20 protein-coding genes are annotated in these 19,895 nt (G+C 63.7%); 6 read left to right on the top strand and 14 right to left on the bottom strand.

The genetic code is table 11. The features are described from left to right. Window positions 1–71: 71 nt before the first annotated feature. Window positions 72–1,838 carry a 2-isopropylmalate synthase gene (leuA, locus tag CXY71_RS19055; protein ID WP_104139266.1) on the bottom strand — a complete coding sequence of 589 codons (1,767 nt, stop codon included), beginning with the start codon at window positions 1,836–1,838 and terminating at the stop codon, window positions 72–74. A 448-nt stretch (window positions 1,839–2,286) separates the two neighbouring features. On the opposite strand from leuA, the gene CXY71_RS19050 reads away from it, so the two are divergent. Then, window positions 2,287–3,498 carry an LCP family protein gene (locus CXY71_RS19050; protein ID WP_104139263.1) on the top strand — a complete coding sequence of 404 codons (1,212 nt, stop codon included), beginning with the start codon at window positions 2,287–2,289 and terminating at the stop codon, window positions 3,496–3,498. A gap of 191 nt (window positions 3,499–3,689) precedes the next feature. On the opposite strand, the gene era is transcribed toward CXY71_RS19050, so the two are convergent. The 8 genes from era to hrcA are packed head-to-tail and all read right to left on the bottom strand — an operon-like array spanning window position 3,690 to window position 10,769. Next, on the bottom strand, window positions 3,690–4,607 hold the full coding sequence (gene era / locus CXY71_RS19045) for a GTPase Era (RefSeq protein WP_104139260.1): 918 nt from the start codon (window positions 4,605–4,607) through the stop codon (window positions 3,690–3,692). Then, a complete protein-coding gene (locus CXY71_RS19040) occupies window positions 4,604–5,935 on the bottom strand; it encodes a hemolysin family protein (protein ID WP_199184371.1) in 1,332 nt (443 codons plus the stop codon). Before CXY71_RS19040 ends, era begins: the two co-directional genes overlap by 4 nt. After that, the gene (gene ybeY, locus CXY71_RS19035) at window positions 5,935–6,399 is read right to left on the bottom strand and encodes an rRNA maturation RNase YbeY (protein WP_104139254.1); all 465 of its coding nucleotides are present in this window, start codon (window positions 6,397–6,399) and stop codon (window positions 5,935–5,937) included. Before ybeY ends, CXY71_RS19040 begins: the two co-directional genes overlap by 1 nt. Then, the gene (locus tag CXY71_RS19030) at window positions 6,396–7,412 is read right to left on the bottom strand and encodes a PhoH family protein (RefSeq protein ID WP_104139251.1); all 1,017 of its coding nucleotides are present in this window, start codon (window positions 7,410–7,412) and stop codon (window positions 6,396–6,398) included. The genes ybeY and CXY71_RS19030 overlap by 4 nt, the downstream gene beginning before the upstream one ends. A 40-nt stretch (window positions 7,413–7,452) precedes the next feature. After that, complete coding sequence (locus CXY71_RS19025) at window positions 7,453–7,830, bottom strand: HIT domain-containing protein (protein ID WP_104139248.1); 378 nt, start codon at window positions 7,828–7,830, stop codon at window positions 7,453–7,455. Between the two features lie 19 nt (window positions 7,831–7,849). Further along, on the bottom strand, window positions 7,850–8,590 hold the full coding sequence (locus tag CXY71_RS19020; RefSeq protein ID WP_104139245.1) for a 16S rRNA (uracil(1498)-N(3))-methyltransferase: 741 nt from the start codon (window positions 8,588–8,590) through the stop codon (window positions 7,850–7,852). Between the two features lies 1 nt (window position 8,591). Next, window positions 8,592–9,698 (bottom strand): molecular chaperone DnaJ, encoded by a 1,107-nt coding sequence (gene dnaJ, locus CXY71_RS19015; RefSeq protein WP_104139242.1) that lies wholly within the window; start codon window positions 9,696–9,698, stop codon window positions 8,592–8,594. Window positions 9,699–9,749: 51 nt separating this feature from the next. Beyond that, complete coding sequence (hrcA, locus tag CXY71_RS19010; protein WP_104139239.1) at window positions 9,750–10,769, bottom strand: heat-inducible transcriptional repressor HrcA; 1,020 nt, start codon at window positions 10,767–10,769, stop codon at window positions 9,750–9,752. 238 nt (window positions 10,770–11,007) lie between these two features. On the opposite strand from hrcA, the gene CXY71_RS19005 reads away from it, so the two are divergent. The 3 genes from CXY71_RS19005 (at window position 11,008) to CXY71_RS19000 (ending at window position 12,046) form a co-directional block, all read left to right on the top strand. Then, window positions 11,008–11,388, top strand: a complete 381-nt coding sequence (locus CXY71_RS19005) for a DUF4870 domain-containing protein (protein WP_233198485.1) — start codon at window positions 11,008–11,010, stop codon at window positions 11,386–11,388. Continuing rightward, window positions 11,389–11,481, top strand: a complete 93-nt coding sequence (locus CXY71_RS22240) for a DUF4870 domain-containing protein (protein WP_233198484.1) — start codon at window positions 11,389–11,391, stop codon at window positions 11,479–11,481. 157 nt (window positions 11,482–11,638) lie between these two features. Continuing rightward, window positions 11,639–12,046, top strand: coding sequence for a DUF4870 domain-containing protein (locus CXY71_RS19000; RefSeq protein ID WP_233204724.1), 408 nt, complete (start codon window positions 11,639–11,641; stop codon window positions 12,044–12,046). Window positions 12,047–12,077: 31 nt separating this feature from the next. Here the strand turns inward: CXY71_RS19000 and hemW are convergent, their stop codons facing one another. The 4 genes from hemW to CXY71_RS18980 all read right to left on the bottom strand — a co-directional run bounded on the left by hemW (window position 12,078) and on the right by CXY71_RS18980 (window position 17,186). Continuing rightward, complete coding sequence (hemW, locus tag CXY71_RS18995) at window positions 12,078–13,301, bottom strand: radical SAM family heme chaperone HemW (RefSeq protein WP_104139236.1); 1,224 nt, start codon at window positions 13,299–13,301, stop codon at window positions 12,078–12,080. 24 nt (window positions 13,302–13,325) lie between these two features. Further along, window positions 13,326–13,979, bottom strand: coding sequence for a DUF1990 family protein (locus tag CXY71_RS18990; protein WP_104139233.1), 654 nt, complete (start codon window positions 13,977–13,979; stop codon window positions 13,326–13,328). A 5-nt stretch (window positions 13,980–13,984) separates the two neighbouring features. Continuing rightward, window positions 13,985–15,835 (bottom strand): translation elongation factor 4, encoded by a 1,851-nt coding sequence (gene lepA / locus CXY71_RS18985; RefSeq protein WP_104139230.1) that lies wholly within the window; start codon window positions 15,833–15,835, stop codon window positions 13,985–13,987. Between the two features lie 127 nt (window positions 15,836–15,962). Beyond that, on the bottom strand, window positions 15,963–17,186 hold the full coding sequence (locus CXY71_RS18980) for an amidohydrolase (RefSeq protein ID WP_104139228.1): 1,224 nt from the start codon (window positions 17,184–17,186) through the stop codon (window positions 15,963–15,965). Window positions 17,187–17,249: 63 nt separating this feature from the next. Here CXY71_RS18980 and CXY71_RS18975 point away from each other — a divergent pair, with 63 nt between their 5' ends. Continuing rightward, on the top strand, window positions 17,250–17,987 hold the full coding sequence (locus tag CXY71_RS18975; RefSeq protein WP_233204723.1) for an alpha/beta fold hydrolase: 738 nt from the start codon (window positions 17,250–17,252) through the stop codon (window positions 17,985–17,987). Between the two features lie 297 nt (window positions 17,988–18,284). Then, entirely contained in the window at window positions 18,285–18,548 is a 264-nt protein-coding gene (rpsT, locus tag CXY71_RS18970; protein ID WP_092339797.1) for a 30S ribosomal protein S20, read from the top strand. A gap of 272 nt (window positions 18,549–18,820) precedes the next feature. On the opposite strand, the gene holA is transcribed toward rpsT, so the two are convergent. Continuing rightward, the gene (holA, locus tag CXY71_RS18965) at window positions 18,821–19,876 is read right to left on the bottom strand and encodes a DNA polymerase III subunit delta (protein ID WP_104139225.1); all 1,056 of its coding nucleotides are present in this window, start codon (window positions 19,874–19,876) and stop codon (window positions 18,821–18,823) included. Between the last annotated feature and the right edge of the window lie 19 nt (window positions 19,877–19,895).

Genomic DNA, 19,895 nt, shown 5'->3' with positions numbered 1-19,895 from the left:
GATGGTGCAACGAAAGCCCAGACTGCAGAGTCTGGGCTTTCGTGTGTTGCGCTAGAGCGGATGCTGTCTGCTTAGACGGCGGACAACTCCCGGTTGCCGACCTCCGCGCGAATGCCGCGGTTGACGGCGGAGACGACCGACTTGAGCGACGCGGTGGAGATGTCCGCATCGATGCCGACACCCCAGTAGCGCTTGCCGTTCACGTCGAGCTCGACATAGGCGGCTGCCTGAGCATCGCCGCCGGCCGAGAGTGCGTGTTCGACGTAGTCGTAGAGCGTAATCGCGATTCCGCGCTCGGCCATGACGCCGAGGAACGCGTTGATCGGGCCGTTGCCGGAGCCGGTGGCCGGAGCCGCTGTGTCGCCGTCACGAAGTACGACGGCAAGGTCGACGGTGCCGGACAGGTCGCTTGAGGTGCGGGTGGAGTGCAGTTCAAACCGGCCCCACTGTGCTTCGGGGTTCTTGACCGTGGCCGGCAGGTACTCGTCGTTGAAGATGTCCCAGATCTGCTCGCTCGTGACCTCGCCACCCTCGGCATCCGTTTTGGCCTGCACGACGCCGGAAAACTCGATCTGCAGCCTGCGCGGCAGGTCGAGGGCGTGGTCCGTTTTGAGTAGGTAGGCGACGCCGCCCTTGCCGGACTGCGAGTTGACCCGAATCACGGCCTCGTAGCTGCGACCAAGGTCCTTGGGGTCGATCGGCAGGTACGGAACGGCCCAGACCAGGTCGTTGACGGTGCAGCCCTGCTTGGCGGCATCGGCATCCATGGCTTCGAAACCCTTTTTGATGGCGTCCTGGTGCGAACCGCTGAAGGCGGTGAAGACGAGGTCGCCCGCCCATGGGTTGCGCTCCGGTACCGGCAGCTGGTTGCAGTATTCAGCGGTGCGCTTGATCTCGTCGATGTTGCTGAAGTCGATCTGCGGGTCGATGCCCTGGGTAAACAGATTGATGCCAAGGGCAACCAGGTCGACATTTCCGGTGCGCTCACCGTTTCCAAACAGGCAGCCTTCGATGCGGTCGGCACCGGCCAGGTAGCCGAGTTCGGCGGCGGCAATCGCAGTACCGCGGTCGTTGTGCGGGTGGAGCGAGATCAACACGTTCTCGCGCTGGTTCAGGTGACGGCTCATCCACTCAATGGAATCGGCATACACATTGGGCGTGGCCATCTCGACTGTCGCCGGCAGGTTGATGATGACCTTGCGCTCCGGGGTCGGCTGCAAAATCTCAATGACCTGGTTGGAGATGTCGACAGCGAAGTCGAGTTCGGTGCCGGTGAAGCTCTCGGGCGAGTACTCGTAATAGATGGTCGTGCCGGGAATGGTCGATTCCATCTGCTTGCACAGGCGGGCGCCAAACAGGGCCAGATCGACGATGCCCTGCTTCTGCTCGCGAAACACCACCTCGCGCTGCAAAATGCTCGTGGAGTTATAGAAGTGCACGATGACCTGCTTGGCGCCGGCGATCGACTCGTAGGTGCGCTTGATTAAATGTTCACGAGCCTGGGTCAGCACCTGAATCGTTACGTCGTCGGGGATGGCGTTCTCGTCGATGAGGCTGCGTACGAAGTCGAAGTCGGTCTGGCTCGCCGAAGGAAAGCCCACCTCGATTTCCTTGTAGCCCATACGCACGAGCAGGTCGAACATGATGCGCTTGCGCTCGGGACTCATCGGGTCGATAAGCGACTGGTTGCCGTCCCGCAGGTCGACCGCGCACCAACGCGGTGCAACCGTGATGTGCTTACTCGGCCAGGTACGGTCGGGTAGCGCAACGGCGAACTGCTCGTGGTACGGGCGGTAGCGATGAATCGGCAGGGTGGATGCGGTCTGATTGTTCTTCATGATCCTGTTTCCTCGTGGGTGTCGCACAGCCAACGACGAACGCCGCGACGAGGGAGGCCTTTAGATTAGGACCCGTCGCGGCAGCTAAGGAGGAGCGCACCGTTCAACACATTTTTAGGCTAGCACCGTTTGGCACCGTTGCGCCCACGTGGCGGCGGAGGCGTCGGCGCGCGGATGCTCCTAGCCGAGTCCGGAAACTGAGGTCGCTTTGAACGAGTACGAAGCGTGACGCGGGAACCTCGTTCACGACTTGCCCGATTTTGGCGGCTGAATCGCGCCAACGCGTTTTGGTGACCACCGCGGTCGCTGACGAAGGCGATAGCCTCGGGAGGTACCAGGGCGACGCCGAGGGGCATGATGGGGTCGTGACGTTGATAGAAGGTTCGATCAGTGATCGGGCGCAAGGGGACGAGGCTTTGTGGTTGACGCGAACAGGCACAGCAAACGGATGGTCGGAATCGCGCGCCACGGGCGATTGAAGCGATCGAATCCCTATGCGAGGGCACTCAAAGCGGTGGCGGCGGTGCTGGCTGTTGCCGTGATCAGCGCATCATCCGTGGCGGCTATTGCGGTCTGGAGCCTGCACCAGAAGGTCGACGACAACGCCATCGACATCACCGATGGCGACACGTCAGCCGCAGAGTCACAGTTCGAAAGCTACGAAAACGGCTTCAATATTCTTTTGGTCGGCATCGACAACGATGCAACGCAAAGCGCGGCGTACGGAAAACGTGACGCCACCCTCAACGATGTGAACATTCTCGTGCACGTTTCTGCCGACCACAGCAATGCGGTCGTCGTGAGTATCCCTCGCGATCTCATCGTGCCGCATCCCACGTGCACGGATACAAAAAACGGGGACGAGTTTTCTGCGATGGCCGCACGCCCCGTCAATGAGGCCATGTCGCGTGGCGGGCTGCCCTGCGTGGTCAAGACCATATCCGAACTGACGGGACTGATCATCCCCTATGCCGGACTCATCTCGTTTGATGGGGCCGTGCAGCTGAGCGACGCCATCGGTGGAGTTCCGATCTGCCTGGATGCGGCCATCAAAGACCCCGCTGCGGGCCTCAATCTGCCCGCCGGCACGAGTATCGTCGCCGGGGACACCGCACTGGCGTTTCTGCGCAGCCGCAAAGGCGTGGGCGATCGCAGCGACCTGGCGAGAATCTCCTCGCAGCAGATTTACATGGCCTCACTCATGCGCACGGTTCAGGGCAATGGCACGCTCACGAGCATCCCGACCTTGATCAACCTGGCCGACGCTGCGGCGAGCAACATTGCACTATCGACGTCGCTGGCCAACATCGACACTATGGTCTCGATGGCTCTGGCGCTCAACGACATCGACCTGGATCGACTGCTGTTCGTACAATATCCGGGCACGACCGAGGACTCTGACTTTCCGGGCAAGGTGGTACCGCTCGACGCTGTGGCCGAGGAGATGTTCGCCAAACTCGCAGCCGACGAGCCCTTCGCTCTCGCCGGTACAACACCCACGCCGGCCCCGACGACGAATCTCCCTATGCCGGTCGAAACGTCAACGTCGGCGCCAGGCGAAACTGCGCTCCCCACCCCCGAGCCAACCGTTCAGGCTCTGGATGGACTCACCGGCCAAACGGCCGAGGATGATTCCTGCGTCCAGGCCTTCAGCGGGTGAGTGCGGGCGGCACTCGGGCCGTTCCTGCCGGTTTCAGGCCGGCGGGCGTGAGTGTGCCCGATATGGGTAGCCGCTACGACGGTTACCTTAGCGGCCACCCGTTTCGGGGCGGGCGCTAAACATTTAGTGCTGGTGAGTCTTACCGATCCATGGCGGTTTTCGGACGGGACCCGAACTGCCTGCTCGGCGGGCTAGAAGCCGAGCCGACCGAGCTGCTTCGGGTCGCGCTGCCATTCCTTGGCGATCTTCACCCGCAGCGAGAGAAAGACCCGCTTACCGACGAGCGGTTCAATCTGTTTGCGCGCGCGGGTACCGACATCCTTCAGTCGGCTGCCCGACTTGCCGATGATGATGCCCTTCTGGCTATCCCGTTCGACGAACAGGTTGGCGTAAATCTCAACCAGTTCTTGGTCATCACGCTCGATGATGTCGTCGATGGTCACAGCGATCGAGTGCGGCAGTTCGTCGGTGACGCCCTCGAGGGCTGCCTCGCGAATGAACTCCGAGATGCGCGACTCGAGGGTCTCGTCGGTGACGGTGTCAGCGGGGTAGAGCGGGGCATCGGCATGCGGCAGCAAGAGCAGGAGTTGCGTTGCCAGGGTGTCGAGCTGGATGCGGCTGGTCGAGGAGATCGGAACAATCGCTTCCCAGTCCCGCAGCTGAGAGACGGCGAGCAGCTGATTGGCGACGTTGGTCTTGGAGGACGCATCAATTTTGGTGACGATGGCGACCTTTTTGGCCCGCGGGAAGGCATCCAATTGCTCGTTGATGAACTTGTCTCCCGGGCCGATCGGCTCGTTGGCCGGGATGCACAAGCCGATCACGTCGACGCCGGCCAGGGTGGCGGTGACAAGGCTGTTGAGTCGCTCACCGAGGAGGGTGCGCGGGCGGTGAATGCCGGGGGTGTCGACCAGAATGAGCTGGCCGTTCTTCTGGTGCACGATGCCACGGATGGCGCGGCGGGTGGTCTGCGGTTTTGACGAGGTGATCGCGACCTTCTCTCCCACGAGTGCGTTCGTCAGGGTGGATTTTCCCACGTTGGGGCGTCCGACGAAGGAGACGAATCCCGCTCGGTAATCGGCGGGGTGCGCCTGTGTTTCTGCGGTCATAACCGTTCTCCTTCATCATCAGACACTGTGCTGCGATTCATTCCCGTAAGAAATGCGGTCTGCGCATCAATCAGAGCTTCGTCTCGCTCCACCAGCACGGTGCTGATGCGCTTACGACGACCTTCGGTGCGTTCGGCGGTGAGGTTCAACCCGCTCACCGAGGCGACTGACCCGGCGACCGGCAGTCGCCCCAGCGCCTTAGCCAGAAGGCCACCGACCGAGTCGACATCATCGTCGTCGAGCTCGAGGTCAAAGAGTTCGCCGAGTTCGTCGACCGGCAGTCGGGCACTGACCCGAAAATGCCCATCGCCGAGGTCTTCGAACTCGACCACGTCGCGGTCGTACTCATCGGAGATATCACCGACGAGCTCCTCGATCAGATCCTCGAGGGTGACCAGTCCGGCGATGCCGCCGTACTCGTCAACGACCATGGCCAGGTGGTTAGACTCAAGCTGCATCTGCCGCAGCATATCGTCGGCTTTCTTGGATTCGGGCACGAACACGGCCGGACGCGCGAGTTCGGCGACCGTCAGTTGCAGGCCATTGATCGGGCGTTCAAAGACCAGCCGAGCGACGTCGCGCAGGTAGAGGATGCCAGCGACGTCGTCGACCTCGCCGCCCCGAACGGGTAAGCGCGAGGTACCGCTGCTCAGGAACAGGCCCATAGCCGCGTCAATGCTCGCGTCAGCGTCGATGGTGATCATGTCGGTGCGGGGAATCATGACCTCGCGCACGACCGTGTCGCTGAACTCAAAAATCGAGTGGATGAGCTCGCGGTCGTCTTCCTCGATCACGTCGAGTTCGGTGGCCTCGTCGACCATGCTGAGCAACTGATCTTCGGAGGTGAAGGTGGCGAGTTTGGTGCGCCCGGGGGTGACGCGGTTGCCGAGGGCGACCAGAGCGTTCGCGATCGGTCCGAGCAGAACGCGCACAACATGCACGAGCAGCGCGGTGGCTGTCAGTAGGGCGACCGGATGCGCCCGCCCGACGCTGCGCGGACTGGCACCGACCAGCACAAACGAAACCGAGGTCATGATCAGCGCCGACAGCAGCAGCGCGAGCCACAATGCCTCGATCGTGGTCGCAAAAACGAGGGTCACCAGTACGGCCGCCGTGGTTTCCGCAGTAATGCGAATGAAGTTGATCGCGTTCAGGTGCGCGCCGGTGTCTTCAGCGATCGCGCGGAGTGACCGTTTGGCGCGATGATTCGGCACCAGGCTGGCGATATCAGCCCGCGATTGGGTGGTGATCGCGGCGTCGACGGCGGCCATCAGACCAGCAAAAACGACCAGAACGACGGCCGCATAAATGAACCACACAATGTGCATCAGGGGCGTTGTCGTTCCTGCATGGCGAAGCCGATGAGGATATCGCGCTGAATGCCGAACATTTCCTTCTCTTCGTCCGGTTCGGCGTGGTCAAAGCCGAGTAGATGCAGTACGCCGTGGGTGGTGAGCAACAGCAGCTCATCGAGAGTGCTGTGGCCGGCGGTTTCGGCCTGCTCCTTGGCGACCTGCGGGCAGAGCACGATATCGCCGAGCAGTCCGGGCGGGGTCTCCTGCTCCTCGGTTCCGGGGCGCAGTTCGTCCATCGGAAAGCTCAAAACATCAGTGGGACCGGGCTCGTCCATCCACTGCACATGCAGCTGCTCCATGGCCCCTTCATCGACGAGCACGATCGCGAGTTCGGCGTCGGCGTGCACGTGCATGGTGTCGAGCGCGAAGGCGGCCAGGCGCAAGATGGCAGCCTCATCGACCGGGATGGCCGACTCGTTGTTGACTTCGATGCTCAACTGGAACTCCGTTTCGGATTGCGGCCGGGCGCATTGCCGGTGCGCTGGGGGCCACGGGTGGCGAATTCTCGGGCTTCGGCGCTCTCCTGTCGGAGGGCCTGCTTCTGCGCGTCGTACTCGGTGTAGGCATCGACGATACGACCAACCAGCGAGTGCCGAACGACATCGGCGCTGGTCAGATAAGCGAAGTGGATGTCGTCGATTCCGTCGAGCACGCGGGTGACCAGCTTCAAACCGCTCGTGCCGGCCGGCAGGTCGATCTGGGTGACGTCGCCGGTGATGACCATCTTCGAACCGAAACCGAGACGGGTCAGAAACATTTTCATCTGTTCCGGCGTCGTATTCTGGGCTTCATCGAGTACGACGAAGCTCGCGTTAAGAGTGCGTCCGCGCATGTAGGCGAGCGGGGCGACCTCGATCGTTCCGGCCGCAAGCAGCTTGGGGATCAGTTCGGGATCAAGCATTTCACCGAGTGCATCGTAGAGCGGCCGCAGGTAGGGGTCGATCTTGTCGGTGAGGGTGCCGGGCAGAAATCCGAGCCGTTCGCCAGCCTCCACAGCCGGACGGGTCAGGATGATGCGTTCGACCTCCTTGTTCTGCAGGGCGCGCACCGCCTTGGCCATGGCAAGGTAGGTCTTGCCGGTTCCGGCCGGTCCGATGCCGAACACGATCGTGTTGTCATCGATCGCGTCGACGTACTCTTTCTGGCCGAGAGACTTGGCCCGGATACTCTTGCCCCTGGCGGTCAGGATCGGGCCGCCGAGCTGGGCGGAAGGGCTGATAGAACTGTCGATGGCGAGCATCCGTGCTGCGGTAGCTACCTCGATCTCACCGAGGTCGTGGCCGGTGCGCAGGGCCACCTGCAGCTCCTCGATCAGGCGGCATACGGCCTCAACGTCGTCGGCCGAGCCGCCGAGGGTCACGTCATTGCCGCGCACATGCACATCGACGTTCGGGTAAGCGGCCTCGATGGTGTTCAGGTAGCGGTCTTCGGGGCCGAGCAGACGCACCATGGCGACACCGTCGACGGAGAAGTGTAATTCCAGATGGGGATCAGAGGGCGCCAAGTGAATCCTCCCCCAGCTGCTCCGACTGTTCCGGACTGCCCAAAACGTGCGCGTGTACGTGGAAGACCGTCTGGCCGGCAGCCGCTCCGGTGTTGAACACCAGGCGGAACTGTCCGTTGGTGCGTTCGGCCGCAATCTGCTCGGCGACGGCGACGAGTTCGGCCAGCAGGGCGGGATTGCCAGCGGCGAGCTCGACCACGTTCTGATACTGCGGGTCTTTCGTGGTGACGACAACGTGAACCGGGGCCTTGGGTGCGATGTCGAGGAAGGCGATGATGTGCTCGGTTTCGGCGACAATCGTCGCCGGAATCTCACGCGCGATGATGCGGCTGAAAATGGTCGGTTGGGCGACGAAAGAAGTCATACATCTATCTTAAGCGGCGCTACCAACGGCCGAGCGTTGCATTGAGGATAGCGAGGGCGGAGGGGCCCGCGGTCGATGTGCGCAATACGGTGTCGCCGAGGCGCACCGCTCTCGCGCCGGCCTGCTCGAGCAGCAGCAGTTCGGCCGGCGAAATTCCGCCCTCGGGTCCGACGACGAGCAGAATGTCGCGGTCGTCGGTGGGGACAGCCACCTCGGTGAGGCGACCGGTCGCGGTCGGGTCAAGCAGCAGCATCCGTGTCGTGGCGGCCAGAACGGCCAGCTGCTTGGTGCTGGATAGTGGGGCTACCTCGGGCAGCCAGGCCCGGATCGACTGTTTGCTGGCCTCGCGCACGATGGCGCTCCAGCGTTCGTGGCCCTTGGCGATTTTCGCGCCTTCCCACTTGGTGATCGAGCGGGCCGCCGACCATGGAATGACGCCGTCGACGCCGAGTTCGGTGGCGGCTTGAATGGCCAGTTCGTCCCGGTCCCCCTTGGCGAGAGCCTGTACCAAGCGGATGCGCGGTGTCGCAGCCGCCGTTTCGCTCGCGTCATCGACGCGCAGGGTTAACTGCGCAGCCTCTGCAGTCAGTACGGCTCCCTCCAGCAGCAACCCGGCCCCATTGCCCAAGCGGAGCCGGTCCCCAGGGCGAACCCGGCTGACCGTGACCGCGTGCCGAGCCTCGGCGCCGTCCACGGTCACGACCTGCCCCGGGCGACTATCGATCGTGCGGAGCGATTCCTGCAGGTAGAAATGTGCCACGTTAGCCGAGGAACCGGTCGCGCAGTTTCGCGAACAAGCCCTGCTGATACTGGCTCAGGGTCGGCGCCGGGGCCGCGTAGCGGGCGGCAAACTGCTCAATCAGTTCGCGTTCCTTGTGGTCGAGTTTGGTCGGGGTGAGGACGTGGATGCCGACCTTGAGGTCGCCGCGGCCACTGCCGCGCAGCTTGGTGATGCCGCGGTCCTTGATCGTGAGCACCTCTGAGCTCTGCGATCCGGGACGAATTTCCACCTCGATGTCACCGTCGAGTGCCTTCACGGTCACTGTGGTGCCGAGAATTGCATTGGTCATCGGCACGTCTAGCGAACACATCAGGTCGTCGCCGTCACGGCTGAACACATCGTGGTGGCGTACCTTCATTTCGAGGTACAGGTCACCGTTGGGACCGGCAGCCGGGCCGGCTTCGCCACTGCCGGGCATCTGCAGGCGCAAGCCGGTGTCAACGCCGGCCGGGATGTCGACCGGAACGGTGCGGCGGGCGCGAACGCGGCCCTGACCGGAGCAGGTTATGCACGGCGTGGCGATGATAGTGCCATAGCCGCGGCAGGAACCGCACGGGCTCGAGGTCATCACGTTGCCTAGCAGGGAGCGTACGGCGCGCTGGATGCTGCCGGTGCCGTGGCAGATGTCGCAGGTGATCGGGGACGTTCCCGGGGCACTACAGGAGCCCTTGCAGGTCTCACAGACGATCGCGGTGTCTACCTCAAGGTCGCGGTGCGTGCCGAAGATGACCTCATCGAGGTCGAGGTCGACTCGAATGAGGGCGTCCTGGCCGCGTTCGCGGCGCGAGCGCGGGCCACGGCTGCTGCTGCCGCCACCCCCGAAGAAGGTCTCGAAGATGTCGCCGAAGTTACCGAAGTTCTGCCCGTCGAAGCCGCCGTTCTGGCCGCCGCCCTGGTCGTACTTCTGGCGTTGCTTGGCGTCGCTCAGCACGTCGTAGGCGTGCGTGATGCTCTTGAACCGTTCGGATGCTTCGGCGCCGGGGTTCACGTCGGGGTGCAGTTCGCGGGCGAGGCGCCGGTAGGCCTTTTTGATTTGGTCGGTGGTCGCGTCGCGGTCAACGCCAAGCGCTTCGTAATGGTCAGCCAAAGGTGGCTCTCCTTGATTTTCTGATGATGGTTGTTCGAAATGGCACAGAGCTTAGGTCTCGTCGAGCAGGCGCGAGAGATACCGGGCGACGGCGCGCACGGCCGCCATATTGTTGGAATAGTCCATGCGGGTCGGCCCGAGCACACCGAGCCGGGCCAAATTGCCGTTGGCGGTGTACCCGCTGGTCAGCACGCTCGCTTCCGGCAGGCCGAAGGCGGCATTCTCGCGGCCGATACTCACCGAAACGCCGTGCTGGTCGGTCTCCATCTCGCCGAACAGGCGCAGCAGCACGACCTGTTCTTCGATGGCTTCGAGCACCGGATAGATGCTGCCGGAGAAGTCGTCTTCGGTGCGCACCAGGTTTGCAGCCCCGGCCATGACGAGCTTCTCCTGACGGTTGGCTCCGACCTGGTCGGCGACGGTGCGCGTGAGCAGGTCGACGATCGGCTGCAGCGCTGACGATCCCGGCCAGACATTCGCGGCGAGTGCGGCGCTCGCCTCGGCCATGCCGAGTCCAACGACCGTGACGTTGAGTCGGACGCGCAATTCGCCGAGCGTCTGCTCGTCAAGTGCCCGCGGCAGGTCGATGACCCGCTGCTCGACCCCGCCGGAATCGGTGATCAGCACCGACAGAATGCGCGTCTCGGTCAGCGGCACGAAATCGAGGTGCCGAACCTTCGCGCGGGACAGCGAGGGGTATTGCACGAGCGCGACTTGGTGGGTGAGTTGCGAGAGCAGACGCACGCTCCGCACGAGCACCTCGTCGAGGTCGGCGGAGTGACCCAAAAAGGTTTCAATGGCCTGACGCTGGGCCGGGGTCAGCGGGCGCAGGTCGGCGAGGTGGTCGACGAAGACCCGGTAACCCTTGTCGGTCGGGATGCGCCCCGACGAGGTGTGTGGCGCCGCAATCAACTCTTCTTCTTCGAGCAGGGCCATGTCGTTGCGAATGGTCGCGGCGGAGACGCCGAAAGAATGCCGGTCAACGATGGATTTGGAGCCGACGGGTTCGCGGGAGGCGACGTAGTCCTGCACGATGACGCGCAACACATCGAGCCCACGGTCGGAAACCATTTCGCCCGCCTTCCTCTTTTTCCGGTCCAGCGTCAATTGAGCGGATGCTCCGGGTCGTCGCACCGGTGAGCGCGCCGGAACGCAGGTTTGCCCGCACGTCGTTGGCACTCGCATTCACTGACTGCTAATACTATCGCGACCGGCCGTGTTCCGGCTGAGCGCACCCATTGCCAGTATCGCGAACCGAGCGTTTAATTCCTGATACCAGCGCCCCCGGCGTTCAACGAAAGGGACAATCATGAGCGATCCACAGGCACAACCTCCCGGCGATTCCAACTACCGTGACCCCAATGTTGGGCAGCCGCCGTATGGCCAGCAGCCCGGCACGGGCAGTCCGTTCGGCACCCCGGCAGCCGCGGCCCCACTCTCGGAAGTCGACGACCGGCAATGGGCCTCGTTGGCGCACCTCGGCGGCATCCTGAGCTTTCTGCCGTCGCTGATCATTTGGCTGGTCTTCAAGGACCGCGGCCGTTTCACCAATACCGAGGCGAAGGAGACGCTCAACTTTCAGATCACCCTCGTGATTGGATACGTCGCGATTAATATCGTCTCGTTCATCCTTGCGATCGTCACCTTCGGAATCGGCGGCCTGCTCATCGGACTGACCTGGCTGCTCTGAATGGCTGGAGCCATCTTTTCGATCATGTTGTTTCTGAAGGCCAAGGACGGCCAGAACTACCAATATCCGTTCGCGATTCGCCTGATCAAGTAGCGAGCAGACCGGGACAATACGCATCTCGGACGGTTAGTCTAAAGAAGGCTGGCTTGTACGTTGTCCGAACCCAGACAGTGCTTCTGCACTGGATGCTGTGGCCAACCCAATGCCAGTTCATCGCGACCAAATCGACCACGCTGGAACGGGAGACCACATGTCTGAGAACGATTCGCGCTCAAACCCATATGAATCAACCCCGCCGCACAACCCCTATGCGCAGAGTGTTCCGCCCTCGCCCATGAGCCCTACCGACGAGAAGATGTGGGCGACCCTGATTCACGTCGGTGGCATCCTTTTTGTCTTTGTTCCCGCACTCATCGGCTATCTCGTGCTGCGCGATCGAGGGCCGTTTATTCGGGCGCACAGCGCGACGGCTCTGAACTTTCAGATCACCCTGACGATCGCCTACGTGGTCGGGACCGCGTTAACGGCGATCCTCATCGGTTACCTGATTGTGCCTGTGGCCTGGGTGCTCGGCATCATCTTCTCGATCCTCGCCGCACTTGCGGCCAACCGCGGCCAGGGGTATTCCTACCCGCTGACCATCAGGTTCTTTAGCTGAACTTCTTCAGCTCAGCCTCTTCAGCTCAGTCCTAGTCGCTCAGCCGACGCACCACAGCGTCGGCCAACAGTCGTCCGCGCAGGGTCAGTTCAATGGTCCCGGCGAGGGCTGCCTTGGCGTTGACAAGCTCATCGGCGATCAGGCCGGCGACCTCGCGGCGTCCGGCCGCAGATAACGACGCGACCGGGATGCCGGTGCGGATGCGGCTCTGCAAGAGGATGCGCTCGAGTTCGCGGGTGAGCGCGTCGAGCGTCTCGCGACCGGCTGCCGGGGACAGGCCGGCAAGCATCCGCTCTGAATAGGCCGCCGGATGTTTGACGTTCCACCAACGCACACCGCCGACGTGGCTATGCGCGCCAGGGCCCACGCCCCACCAGTCCTGGCCGGTCCAGTAGGCAAGGTTGTGGCGGGAACGGTGCGCGTCGCTGGTGGCCCAGTTGCTGACCTCGTACCAGTCGTAGCCGGCAGCAGCGAGCAGTTCGTCAGCGAGCTCGTAGAAGTCGGCCTGCTGGTCGTCGTCGGTCGGAGCGATCTCGCCGCGGCGAATCTGCCGAGCGAGCTTGGTACCGTCTTCGACGATGAGCGAGTACGCGCTCAGGTGGTCGGGGTGCAAACTGAGCGCCTGTTCGAGGCTGGTGCGCCAATCCGCGAGAGACTCCCCCGGCGTGCCGTAAATCAGGTCGAGGCTCACGTCGAGGCCGGCGCCGCGGGCCCACTCCACGACGAGCGGCACCCGCTCTGGGTCGTGAGTACGTTCGAGCGTCGCGAGTACGTGCGGCACGGCGGACTGCATACCGAAGGACACCCGGGTGAATCCGCTGTCGGCGAGAGCACCGAGGTAGGCGGCGTCGACAGAGTCGGGGTTCGCCTCCGTGGTGACCTCGGCGCCGCGCTCGAGGCCCCATTGCTCACGTACCGCGCTGAGCATCTTCACAAGGTCGGTCACCGGCAACAGCGTCGGTGTGCCTCCGCCAAAGAATACCGTCGCCACCTTACGGTCCGGCAGTCCCGATGCTGTGAGGATGCGGCCGGCGGCCTCAACCTCGAGCACGGCCTGGCTGGCATAGTCGCTCTGCTTGACGCCGCGCAGTTCCGTCGCGGTGTAGGTGTTGAAGTCGCAGTAGCCGCAGCGAACCCGGCAGAAGGGCACGTGCAGGTAGACGCCGAAGTCGCGTTCGGCCGCTTGGACGGCTGCTGACGAGGGAAGGAGGCCATCGTCGGGTGCGGGGTCTCCGACGGGGTGTGGTCCGGCCATGGGTGGTGCTCCAGTACGTTGAATTCAGTTAGTGATGGCGCCAACGGGGTGCAGGACGCGCAGGTAAAGCCTGGTGAATCTAGCCTGTTGAAAGCGCAGAACCGGCCAGGCTAGGCGGTAATACCAGGTGCTGGCCCGGGAGAACGAGCGGATGGTCAGCCAGACCGAGTCATCGCCCCGATGCTCGACGATGAAGGATTCCTCGCCGCTCTCCGGGTGGCCGGCCATGGTGCCGTACGCAAATCCGATGCGGGCCGCCTCGTCGATCACGTACACGACGCGCACGGGCGCGGTCACCTGGAACAGCCAGACCTTCATTTTCAGGGTCGCCGTCATGCCGTTGGCGATGTAAGGGGTGCCGTCCTCGGCGAAGGTCGCTTCGTTGACCGGATGCTGCTGGCCGGCCGCCGGCGTGCCGTCCGGCTGAAAGGTGACCGGGGTGTACTGCACGCCAGTACCGTTTTCGAGATCGGTGACCTCCATGCCGCTGCCGCGCTGAATCCCCCAGGTCATCAGCAGCTTCGTGGTCGCTTCGAATCGCTCCGATGAGCTGCCGAGCCTGACGCTCTGCTCCATCGGCCGGTAGCCCTTCGGCGGATAGCGCATCAGGTCGGGCGCCAGCGTACCGCCGATGGCAGCGTAGCTGACGGCGGCGCCGGTGAAGGTGGCCCTGCGCATCCGCTCTACTTCTTGTCTTTGGTCTCGATGTCGCCGCTCAATGCGGCGATGAAGGCTTCCTGGGGAACTTCGACCCGGCCGACCATCTTCATGCGCTTCTTACCCTCTTTCTGCTTCTCGAGCAGCTTGCGCTTTCGCGAGATGTCACCGCCGTAACACTTGGCGAGTACGTCCTTGCGCATCGCCGAGATGCTTTCGCGGGCGATGATGTGAGCGCCGATCGCAGCCTGGATGGGCACCTCGAACTGCTGGCGCGGAATCAGTTTGCGCAGCCGGCCGGTCATGAGCGCGCCGTAGGCATAGGCCTTGTCGCGGTGCACGATGGCGGAAAACGCGTCAACCTGCTCGCCCTGCAGCAGAATGTCGACCTTGACCAGGTCGGCCTCTTGCTCGCCGGAGGCTTCATAGTCGAGCGAGGCGTAGCCGGCGGTGCGGCCTTTGAGCATGTCAAAGAAGTCGAACACGATCTCACCGAGCGGCATCGAGTAGCGGATCTCGACCCGGTCTTCGCCGAGATATTCCATGCCGAGCAGGGTGCCGCGGCGACTCTGGCACAGCTCCATGATGACGCCGACGCAGTCTTTTGGCGCCAGGATAGCCGCCTTGACCATGGGTTCGAGCACCTTGGCGATCTTGCCGGTGGGGTATTCACTCGGATTGGTGACCGTGATGGTGCGTTTGTCGTCGGTGGTGACCTCGTACGGCACGCTTGGCGCGGTCGTGATGAGGTCGATGTTGAATTCGCGTTCGAGACGTTCGGTGATGATCTCGAGGTGCAGCAGGCCGAGAAAGCCACAGCGAAAACCGAAACCGAGGGCGACGGATGTCTCGGGCTCATAGCCGAGACTGGCGTCGGAGAGTTTGAGCTTGTCGAGAGCTTCGCGCAGCGCCGGGTAGTCACTGCCGTCGATCGGGTATAGGCCGGAGAACACCATGGGCTGCGGTTCGTCGTAGCCGGGCAGAGCGTCGGTCGCCGGGCGCAGGGCTGTTGTGATGGTGTCGCCGACCTTGGACTGGCGCACGTCCTTCACGCCGGTGATCAGATAGCCGACCTCGCCGACCTTGAGGCCCTTGCTCTCGACGGGTTCGGGCGAGATGACGCCGATCTCGAGGATCTCGTGGGTTGCCTTGGTCGACATCATCTGAATTTTTTCGTGCGCCTTGAGGTGCCCGTCGATCATGCGCACGTAGGTGACGACGCCGCGATAGCTGTCGTAGACCGAGTCGAAGATCATGGCCCGGGCGGCGGCATCCGGGTTGCCCTTCGGCGCCGGAATCATGGTCGTAGCAAGGTCAAGCAGTTCCTGGACCCCGGCACCGGTCTTGCCGGAGACGCGCAGCACGTCTTCGGGGCGACCGCCGATGAGGCTCGCGAGTTCGCGGGCGTACTTCTCGGGGTCGGCGGCCGGCAGGTCGATCTTGTTGAGCACCGGAATGATCGTAAGGTCGTTCTCGAGCGCGAGGTAGAGGTTGGCGAGGGTTTGAGCTTCGATGCCCTGGGCCGCATCGACCAGCAGAATGGCGCCCTCGCAAGCAGCGAGGCTGCGGGAGACCTCGTAGGTGAAGTCGACGTGTCCGGGGGTGTCGATCATGTTCAACGCGTAGGTGACACCGTCCAGCTCCCAGGGCATCCGCACGGCCTGGCTCTTGATGGTGATGCCGCGTTCCCGCTCGATGTCCATACGGTCCAGATATTGGGCACGCATAGAGCGCTCGTCGACGACGCCGGTGATCTGCAGCATCCGGTCGGCGAGCGTCGACTTCCCGTGGTCGATGTGGGCAATGATGCAGAAGTTGCGGATGAACTCGGGGGCCGTGGCGGCCGGTTCCAGCGCGTGAAGGGCTCTCGGTGACATAGTCCGTCCATTCTTCCATGCTCGGCTGGGTTGTACCGTCTACGCGAGTCGCGCACGAGCTGGCACTGATGACTCATACGCGCCACCCCGCGCAGAAATTTGTGAGTTCTGCAGAGATGACCGAAGCTCAGGCGCGATGTGCTCGTTCGACGACCTGGCCGAAGCCGTCACTGTGCCGGTAGACCTCGACGCCGTCGATGAGCACGAGTTCGGCGCGGGAGGCGAGGTCGAGCGGGTCACCGGACCAGATCACGACGTCGGCGTCGAGCCCAACGGTGAGGGATCCGACTCGGTTGTCGAGCCCGAGAATCACGGCCGGGTTGACGGTGAGCGCTTCGAGCGCTGTCTGCACCGGCAGCCCCTCCTTCACGGCCAGGGCGGCCTGGTGCACGAGAAAGTTCACCGGAACGACCGGATGGTCAGTCGTGATGGCCACCCGAACGCCGGCGGCGGCGAGAACGGCGAGGTTGCCGATGGCTCGGTCGCGCAGTTCGACCTTGGTGCGTGCTGTGAGCATCGGACCGAAGATGACCGGGATGTTCTTCTCGGCGAGCACGTCGGCGACCTTGTGCCCCTCGGTGCCGTGGTTGATCACGAGGCGATAGCCGAATTCCTCCGCTAAACGGATGGCCGTGGCAATGTCGTCGTGGCGGTGCACGTGCTGGTCCCAGACGAGTTCCCCGGAGAGGACCCGGGCCAGGGCCTCCTTGCCGAGATCGCGGGTGAAGGTTTCGCCCTTCTCGGCGGCGGCATCGCGTGCGCGCACGTAGTTTTGGGCCTCGACGAAGGCCTGGCGAATGACCAGACTGACGCCGAGGCGGGTGCTCGGGGTCTGCTTCTTCTCGCCGTAGATCCGCTTCGGGTTCTCCCCAAGAGCGCTCTTGATGCTCACTGCGTCGCTGATCACCTGCTCGTCGATGGTGCGGCCGCCCCAGCTCTTGATCGCGACCGACTGGCCGCCGATCGGATTGCCGGAGCCGGGCTTGACCACGATCGTAGTGACTCCGCCGGAGAGCGCGTCGCGAAAGCCCTCGTCATCGATGTTGATGGCGTCGATGGCACGAACAGCAGCCATATTCGGGCCGGTCATTTCGTTGGTGTCGTTGCCGGCCCATCCGTTCGCCTCTTCGTGGATGCCCACGTGCCCGTGTGCCTCGATGAAGCCGGGCAGTACCCACTTGCCACTGGCGTCGATCATTTGCGCGCCGCTCGGTACTGGGAGGTCGGCGCCGATAGCGCTAATACGACCGTTCTCGATCAGCACCGTGCCGTTCGGGATGGTGTCACCGAGTACCGGCACGACGCGAGCATTGATGATGGCGGTCAGGGTGGTCGTGGGTGCAGGTCTCATGGCTCTAGCCTAGGCATGCACTTTGATCGGGGCACTCCAAGCGGGGCTGGCTAGGCTCACGGCATGGAGACTCCCGAAGCCCGCGTGCCGGTTCTGCTCGTGCACGGCATTCGCGCCTCAGCCACGATGTGGCGGTATCAGGAGGAAACCTTGCGTTCTGCCGGGTATCCCGTGCTCGCAATCGATTTGCCCGGCCATGGGCAGCGGATGAATGAGACGTTCACTGTGCCGGCCGCGCTCGCCGCCATCGACGATGGGGTGACGGCGCTCGGCGGCCGGGTACTGCTGGTCGGGCTCTCGCTCGGCGGTTACTATGCCGTGGCCTACGCTGCGAAGCACCCCGCTCGGGTGGCCGGGCTGGTCGCTGCCGGCTGTAGCGCCGTGCCGAAAGGCGTGCTGCTTGAGGGGTATCGACTGCTGGCCCGAATAATTCACCGGCTGCCCGATCGAGGCTTGTGGTTGCACGAGGGCCTGGCGCGCCTCCTTTTGCCCGCGGCCGCCGCCCGCGACGTGCTCGCGGGCGGCGCCGCACTCGACGTGATGGATTCGGGCCTGCAGGCGACCTCAACGCTGACTCCCCTGGCCAGCCTCGCGGCGTATCCCGGCCCGATCTGGTTGGTCAACGGTGCACTCGATCACTTTCGGCTGAACGAGCGGCGCTTTCTTGCCGCCTGCCGCAACGGGACGGTCGTCGTGGTGCCGGGAGCGACGCACCTGTCGAGCCTCGTCCAGCCCGAGCGCTTCACCGCGATCCTGTTGCAGGTCACCGGGCGGGTGTCGGCCGCGCCCCCGGCTCGATGACGGCGGGCTGCGGCTGTACCCACGTGGCCGCGTTCGATACCGCTGCGCACTACGGTAACCGGCGTAGCGGCTAGCCAGATCGGGCGCAGTCATGTGCACGGCGGGTAGAGCGGTCTCCACTCGCGCGGACGGGAAGGGACTCCCGGAGACCGGGCGGGTTTTGGGGAGGCAGCAATTGCTGGTAACATTACTACTTGGCTTGCGTGTTGGGTCCCACCCCGCACGATTTTCGCCGCAGAAGCGCCCTCTACCGCTGAGCGGCTGTCCGTACGAGAACCTAACGAAAGCGTAAAAAACGTGGCAAATATCAAGTCGCAGATCAAGCGAATTGGCACCAACAAGAAGGCCCAGGAGCGCAACAAGGCTGTCAAGAGCGAGTTCAAGTCCGCGATCCGCGCGACTCGTACTGCGATTGCCGCTGGCGACAAGGACAAGGCCGTCGTCGGTCTCGCCTTTGCTTCCAAGAAGCTCGACAAGGCCGTCAGCAAGGGTGTAATCCACCAGAACCAGGCTGCGAACAAGAAGTCGGCCATCGCGAAAGCCGTTTCCGCACTCGTCTAATCGACACTGGCTCCATTCGCGCCTGGTGTCTGCATCGGCTCGTTAGAGCGGATGCCGTCCCTCGTCGCACAGAAACCCCCGCCGTCTCGGCTGGGGTTTTTTGCGTCCGTCGGCTCGCAACCCGTTCGGTCAGCCGTGACGCCTTGCCTGGGCCACGAATCGGGCGCGATATCTGTGACGCAGTGATCCATGACTGGGCGTACGTTGCGGTCGACCCCTCATGCTGCCACAGCAAACTCAGTACCCCGGAGACCCGCTCGTTGCCAGTGGCGCTAGCCCTCGCCTCGGCGGGCGATCACGCCGATGAGACGTTCCAAGGCGTAGACCGGGTCGCGACCGGCACCCTTCACCGCCGCATCCGTTTCTGCGAGCACGACGATGCAGCGGGCGAGGCCCTCATCGCTCCAGCCTCGCAGGTCCTTCTGCGCTCGTTCCACCTGCCAGGGGGCCAGGCCGAACTGGGCGCCGAGCTGGGCGGAACCGCCGCGGGCTCCAAAGACCTTCGCCATGGTGCGAATCTTCATGGCGAAAGCCGCGACGATCGGCACCGGGTCAGCCCCGGATGTGAGGGCGTGCCGCAGCGTCACGAGGGCCTCACCAGTGCGGCCCGCGATAGCCCAGTCTGCGACTTTGAAGGCGTTGGTTTCGACGCGGCCACCGTAGTAACGGTCGACCGTGGTTTCGGTGACCTCGCTCGTCGCGTCCGCGATGAGCTGCTGGCAGGCAGCGGAGAGTTCGGCCAAATCGTCGGAGAACGCGGCAACGAGCTGGCGCAGCGCACTCGCGGTGACCCGTTTGCCGGCCGCTTTAAACTCGTTGGATGCGAATTCGTACTTCTCGGTGTCCTTCTTGAGCTCGGTGCAGACCACCTCGATGGCGCCACCGAGACCGCTGCGAATGGTGTCGAGCAGCTTCTTCCCGCGCACTCCCCCGCCGTGTCGCAGCACGACATAGGTGTCATCGGCCGGGTTCTCCAGGTAATCGAGCGCCTCGGCCAGAAAGGTGTCGCTGCACTTCTCGACATTGCTGACCCGAATCAGCCGCGGCTCGCCGAACAGGGACGGGCTCGCCAGGGTGAGCAGCTCACCGGGGGCATAGCTATCAGCCTGCACGTCGCTGATTTCGAGGCTGGGATCTTCAAGTTTGAGAAAGTCGCGCAGCTGACGGATGGCACGTTCCGCGAGAAACGTTTCGGTCCCCGAGACGAGCACGATCGGCGCCGGACGCACCTGATGCCAGCCGAGCTGGGGGATGACGGCGCCCTTGGCCGCGCGGGTGGGGGCTGCCTTGCCCGCGCGGGAGCCGGTCGTGGCGGATCGTGCGGCCATAGCGCTCTCCTTGCGTGTC

It is taken from the genome of Cryobacterium sp. Y62, assembly GCF_002929785.1.
GTDB lineage: Bacteria > Actinomycetota > Actinomycetes > Actinomycetales > Microbacteriaceae > Cryobacterium.
Note: the sequence above shows the minus strand (reverse complement) of the source record. Positions and strands in the feature narration are given on the sequence as shown.

Excerpts from the sequence above, each read along its gene's own strand:
- era (WP_104139260.1), bottom strand. The coding sequence starts at position 4,607 with ATGACCGCAGAAACACAGGCGCACCCCGCCGATTACCGAGCGGGATTC.
- CXY71_RS18990 (WP_104139233.1), bottom strand. The coding sequence starts at position 13,979 with ATGCGCAGGGCCACCTTCACCGGCGCCGCCGTCAGCTACGCTGCCATC.
- CXY71_RS19050 (WP_104139263.1), top strand. The coding sequence starts at position 2,287 with ATGGTCGGAATCGCGCGCCACGGGCGATTGAAGCGATCGAATCCCTAT.
- CXY71_RS18975 (WP_233204723.1), top strand. The coding sequence starts at position 17,250 with ATGGAGACTCCCGAAGCCCGCGTGCCGGTTCTGCTCGTGCACGGCATT.
- holA (WP_104139225.1), bottom strand. The coding sequence starts at position 19,876 with ATGGCCGCACGATCCGCCACGACCGGCTCCCGCGCGGGCAAGGCAGCC.
- lepA (WP_104139230.1), bottom strand. The coding sequence starts at position 15,835 with ATGTCACCGAGAGCCCTTCACGCGCTGGAACCGGCCGCCACGGCCCCC.
- CXY71_RS19005 (WP_233198485.1), top strand. The coding sequence starts at position 11,008 with ATGAGCGATCCACAGGCACAACCTCCCGGCGATTCCAACTACCGTGAC.
- CXY71_RS19040 (WP_199184371.1), bottom strand. The coding sequence starts at position 5,935 with ATGCACATTGTGTGGTTCATTTATGCGGCCGTCGTTCTGGTCGTTTTT.
- leuA (WP_104139266.1), bottom strand. The coding sequence starts at position 1,838 with ATGAAGAACAATCAGACCGCATCCACCCTGCCGATTCATCGCTACCGC.
- hemW (WP_104139236.1), bottom strand. The coding sequence starts at position 13,301 with ATGGCCGGACCACACCCCGTCGGAGACCCCGCACCCGACGATGGCCTC.
- CXY71_RS18980 (WP_104139228.1), bottom strand. The coding sequence starts at position 17,186 with ATGAGACCTGCACCCACGACCACCCTGACCGCCATCATCAATGCTCGC.
- hrcA (WP_104139239.1), bottom strand. The coding sequence starts at position 10,769 with ATGGTTTCCGACCGTGGGCTCGATGTGTTGCGCGTCATCGTGCAGGAC.
- CXY71_RS19000 (WP_233204724.1), top strand. The coding sequence starts at position 11,639 with ATGTCTGAGAACGATTCGCGCTCAAACCCATATGAATCAACCCCGCCG.
- CXY71_RS19030 (WP_104139251.1), bottom strand. The coding sequence starts at position 7,412 with ATGGTGCGTCTGCTCGGCCCCGAAGACCGCTACCTGAACACCATCGAG.
- CXY71_RS19025 (WP_104139248.1), bottom strand. The coding sequence starts at position 7,830 with ATGACTTCTTTCGTCGCCCAACCGACCATTTTCAGCCGCATCATCGCG.
- CXY71_RS22240 (WP_233198484.1), top strand. The coding sequence starts at position 11,389 with ATGGCTGGAGCCATCTTTTCGATCATGTTGTTTCTGAAGGCCAAGGAC.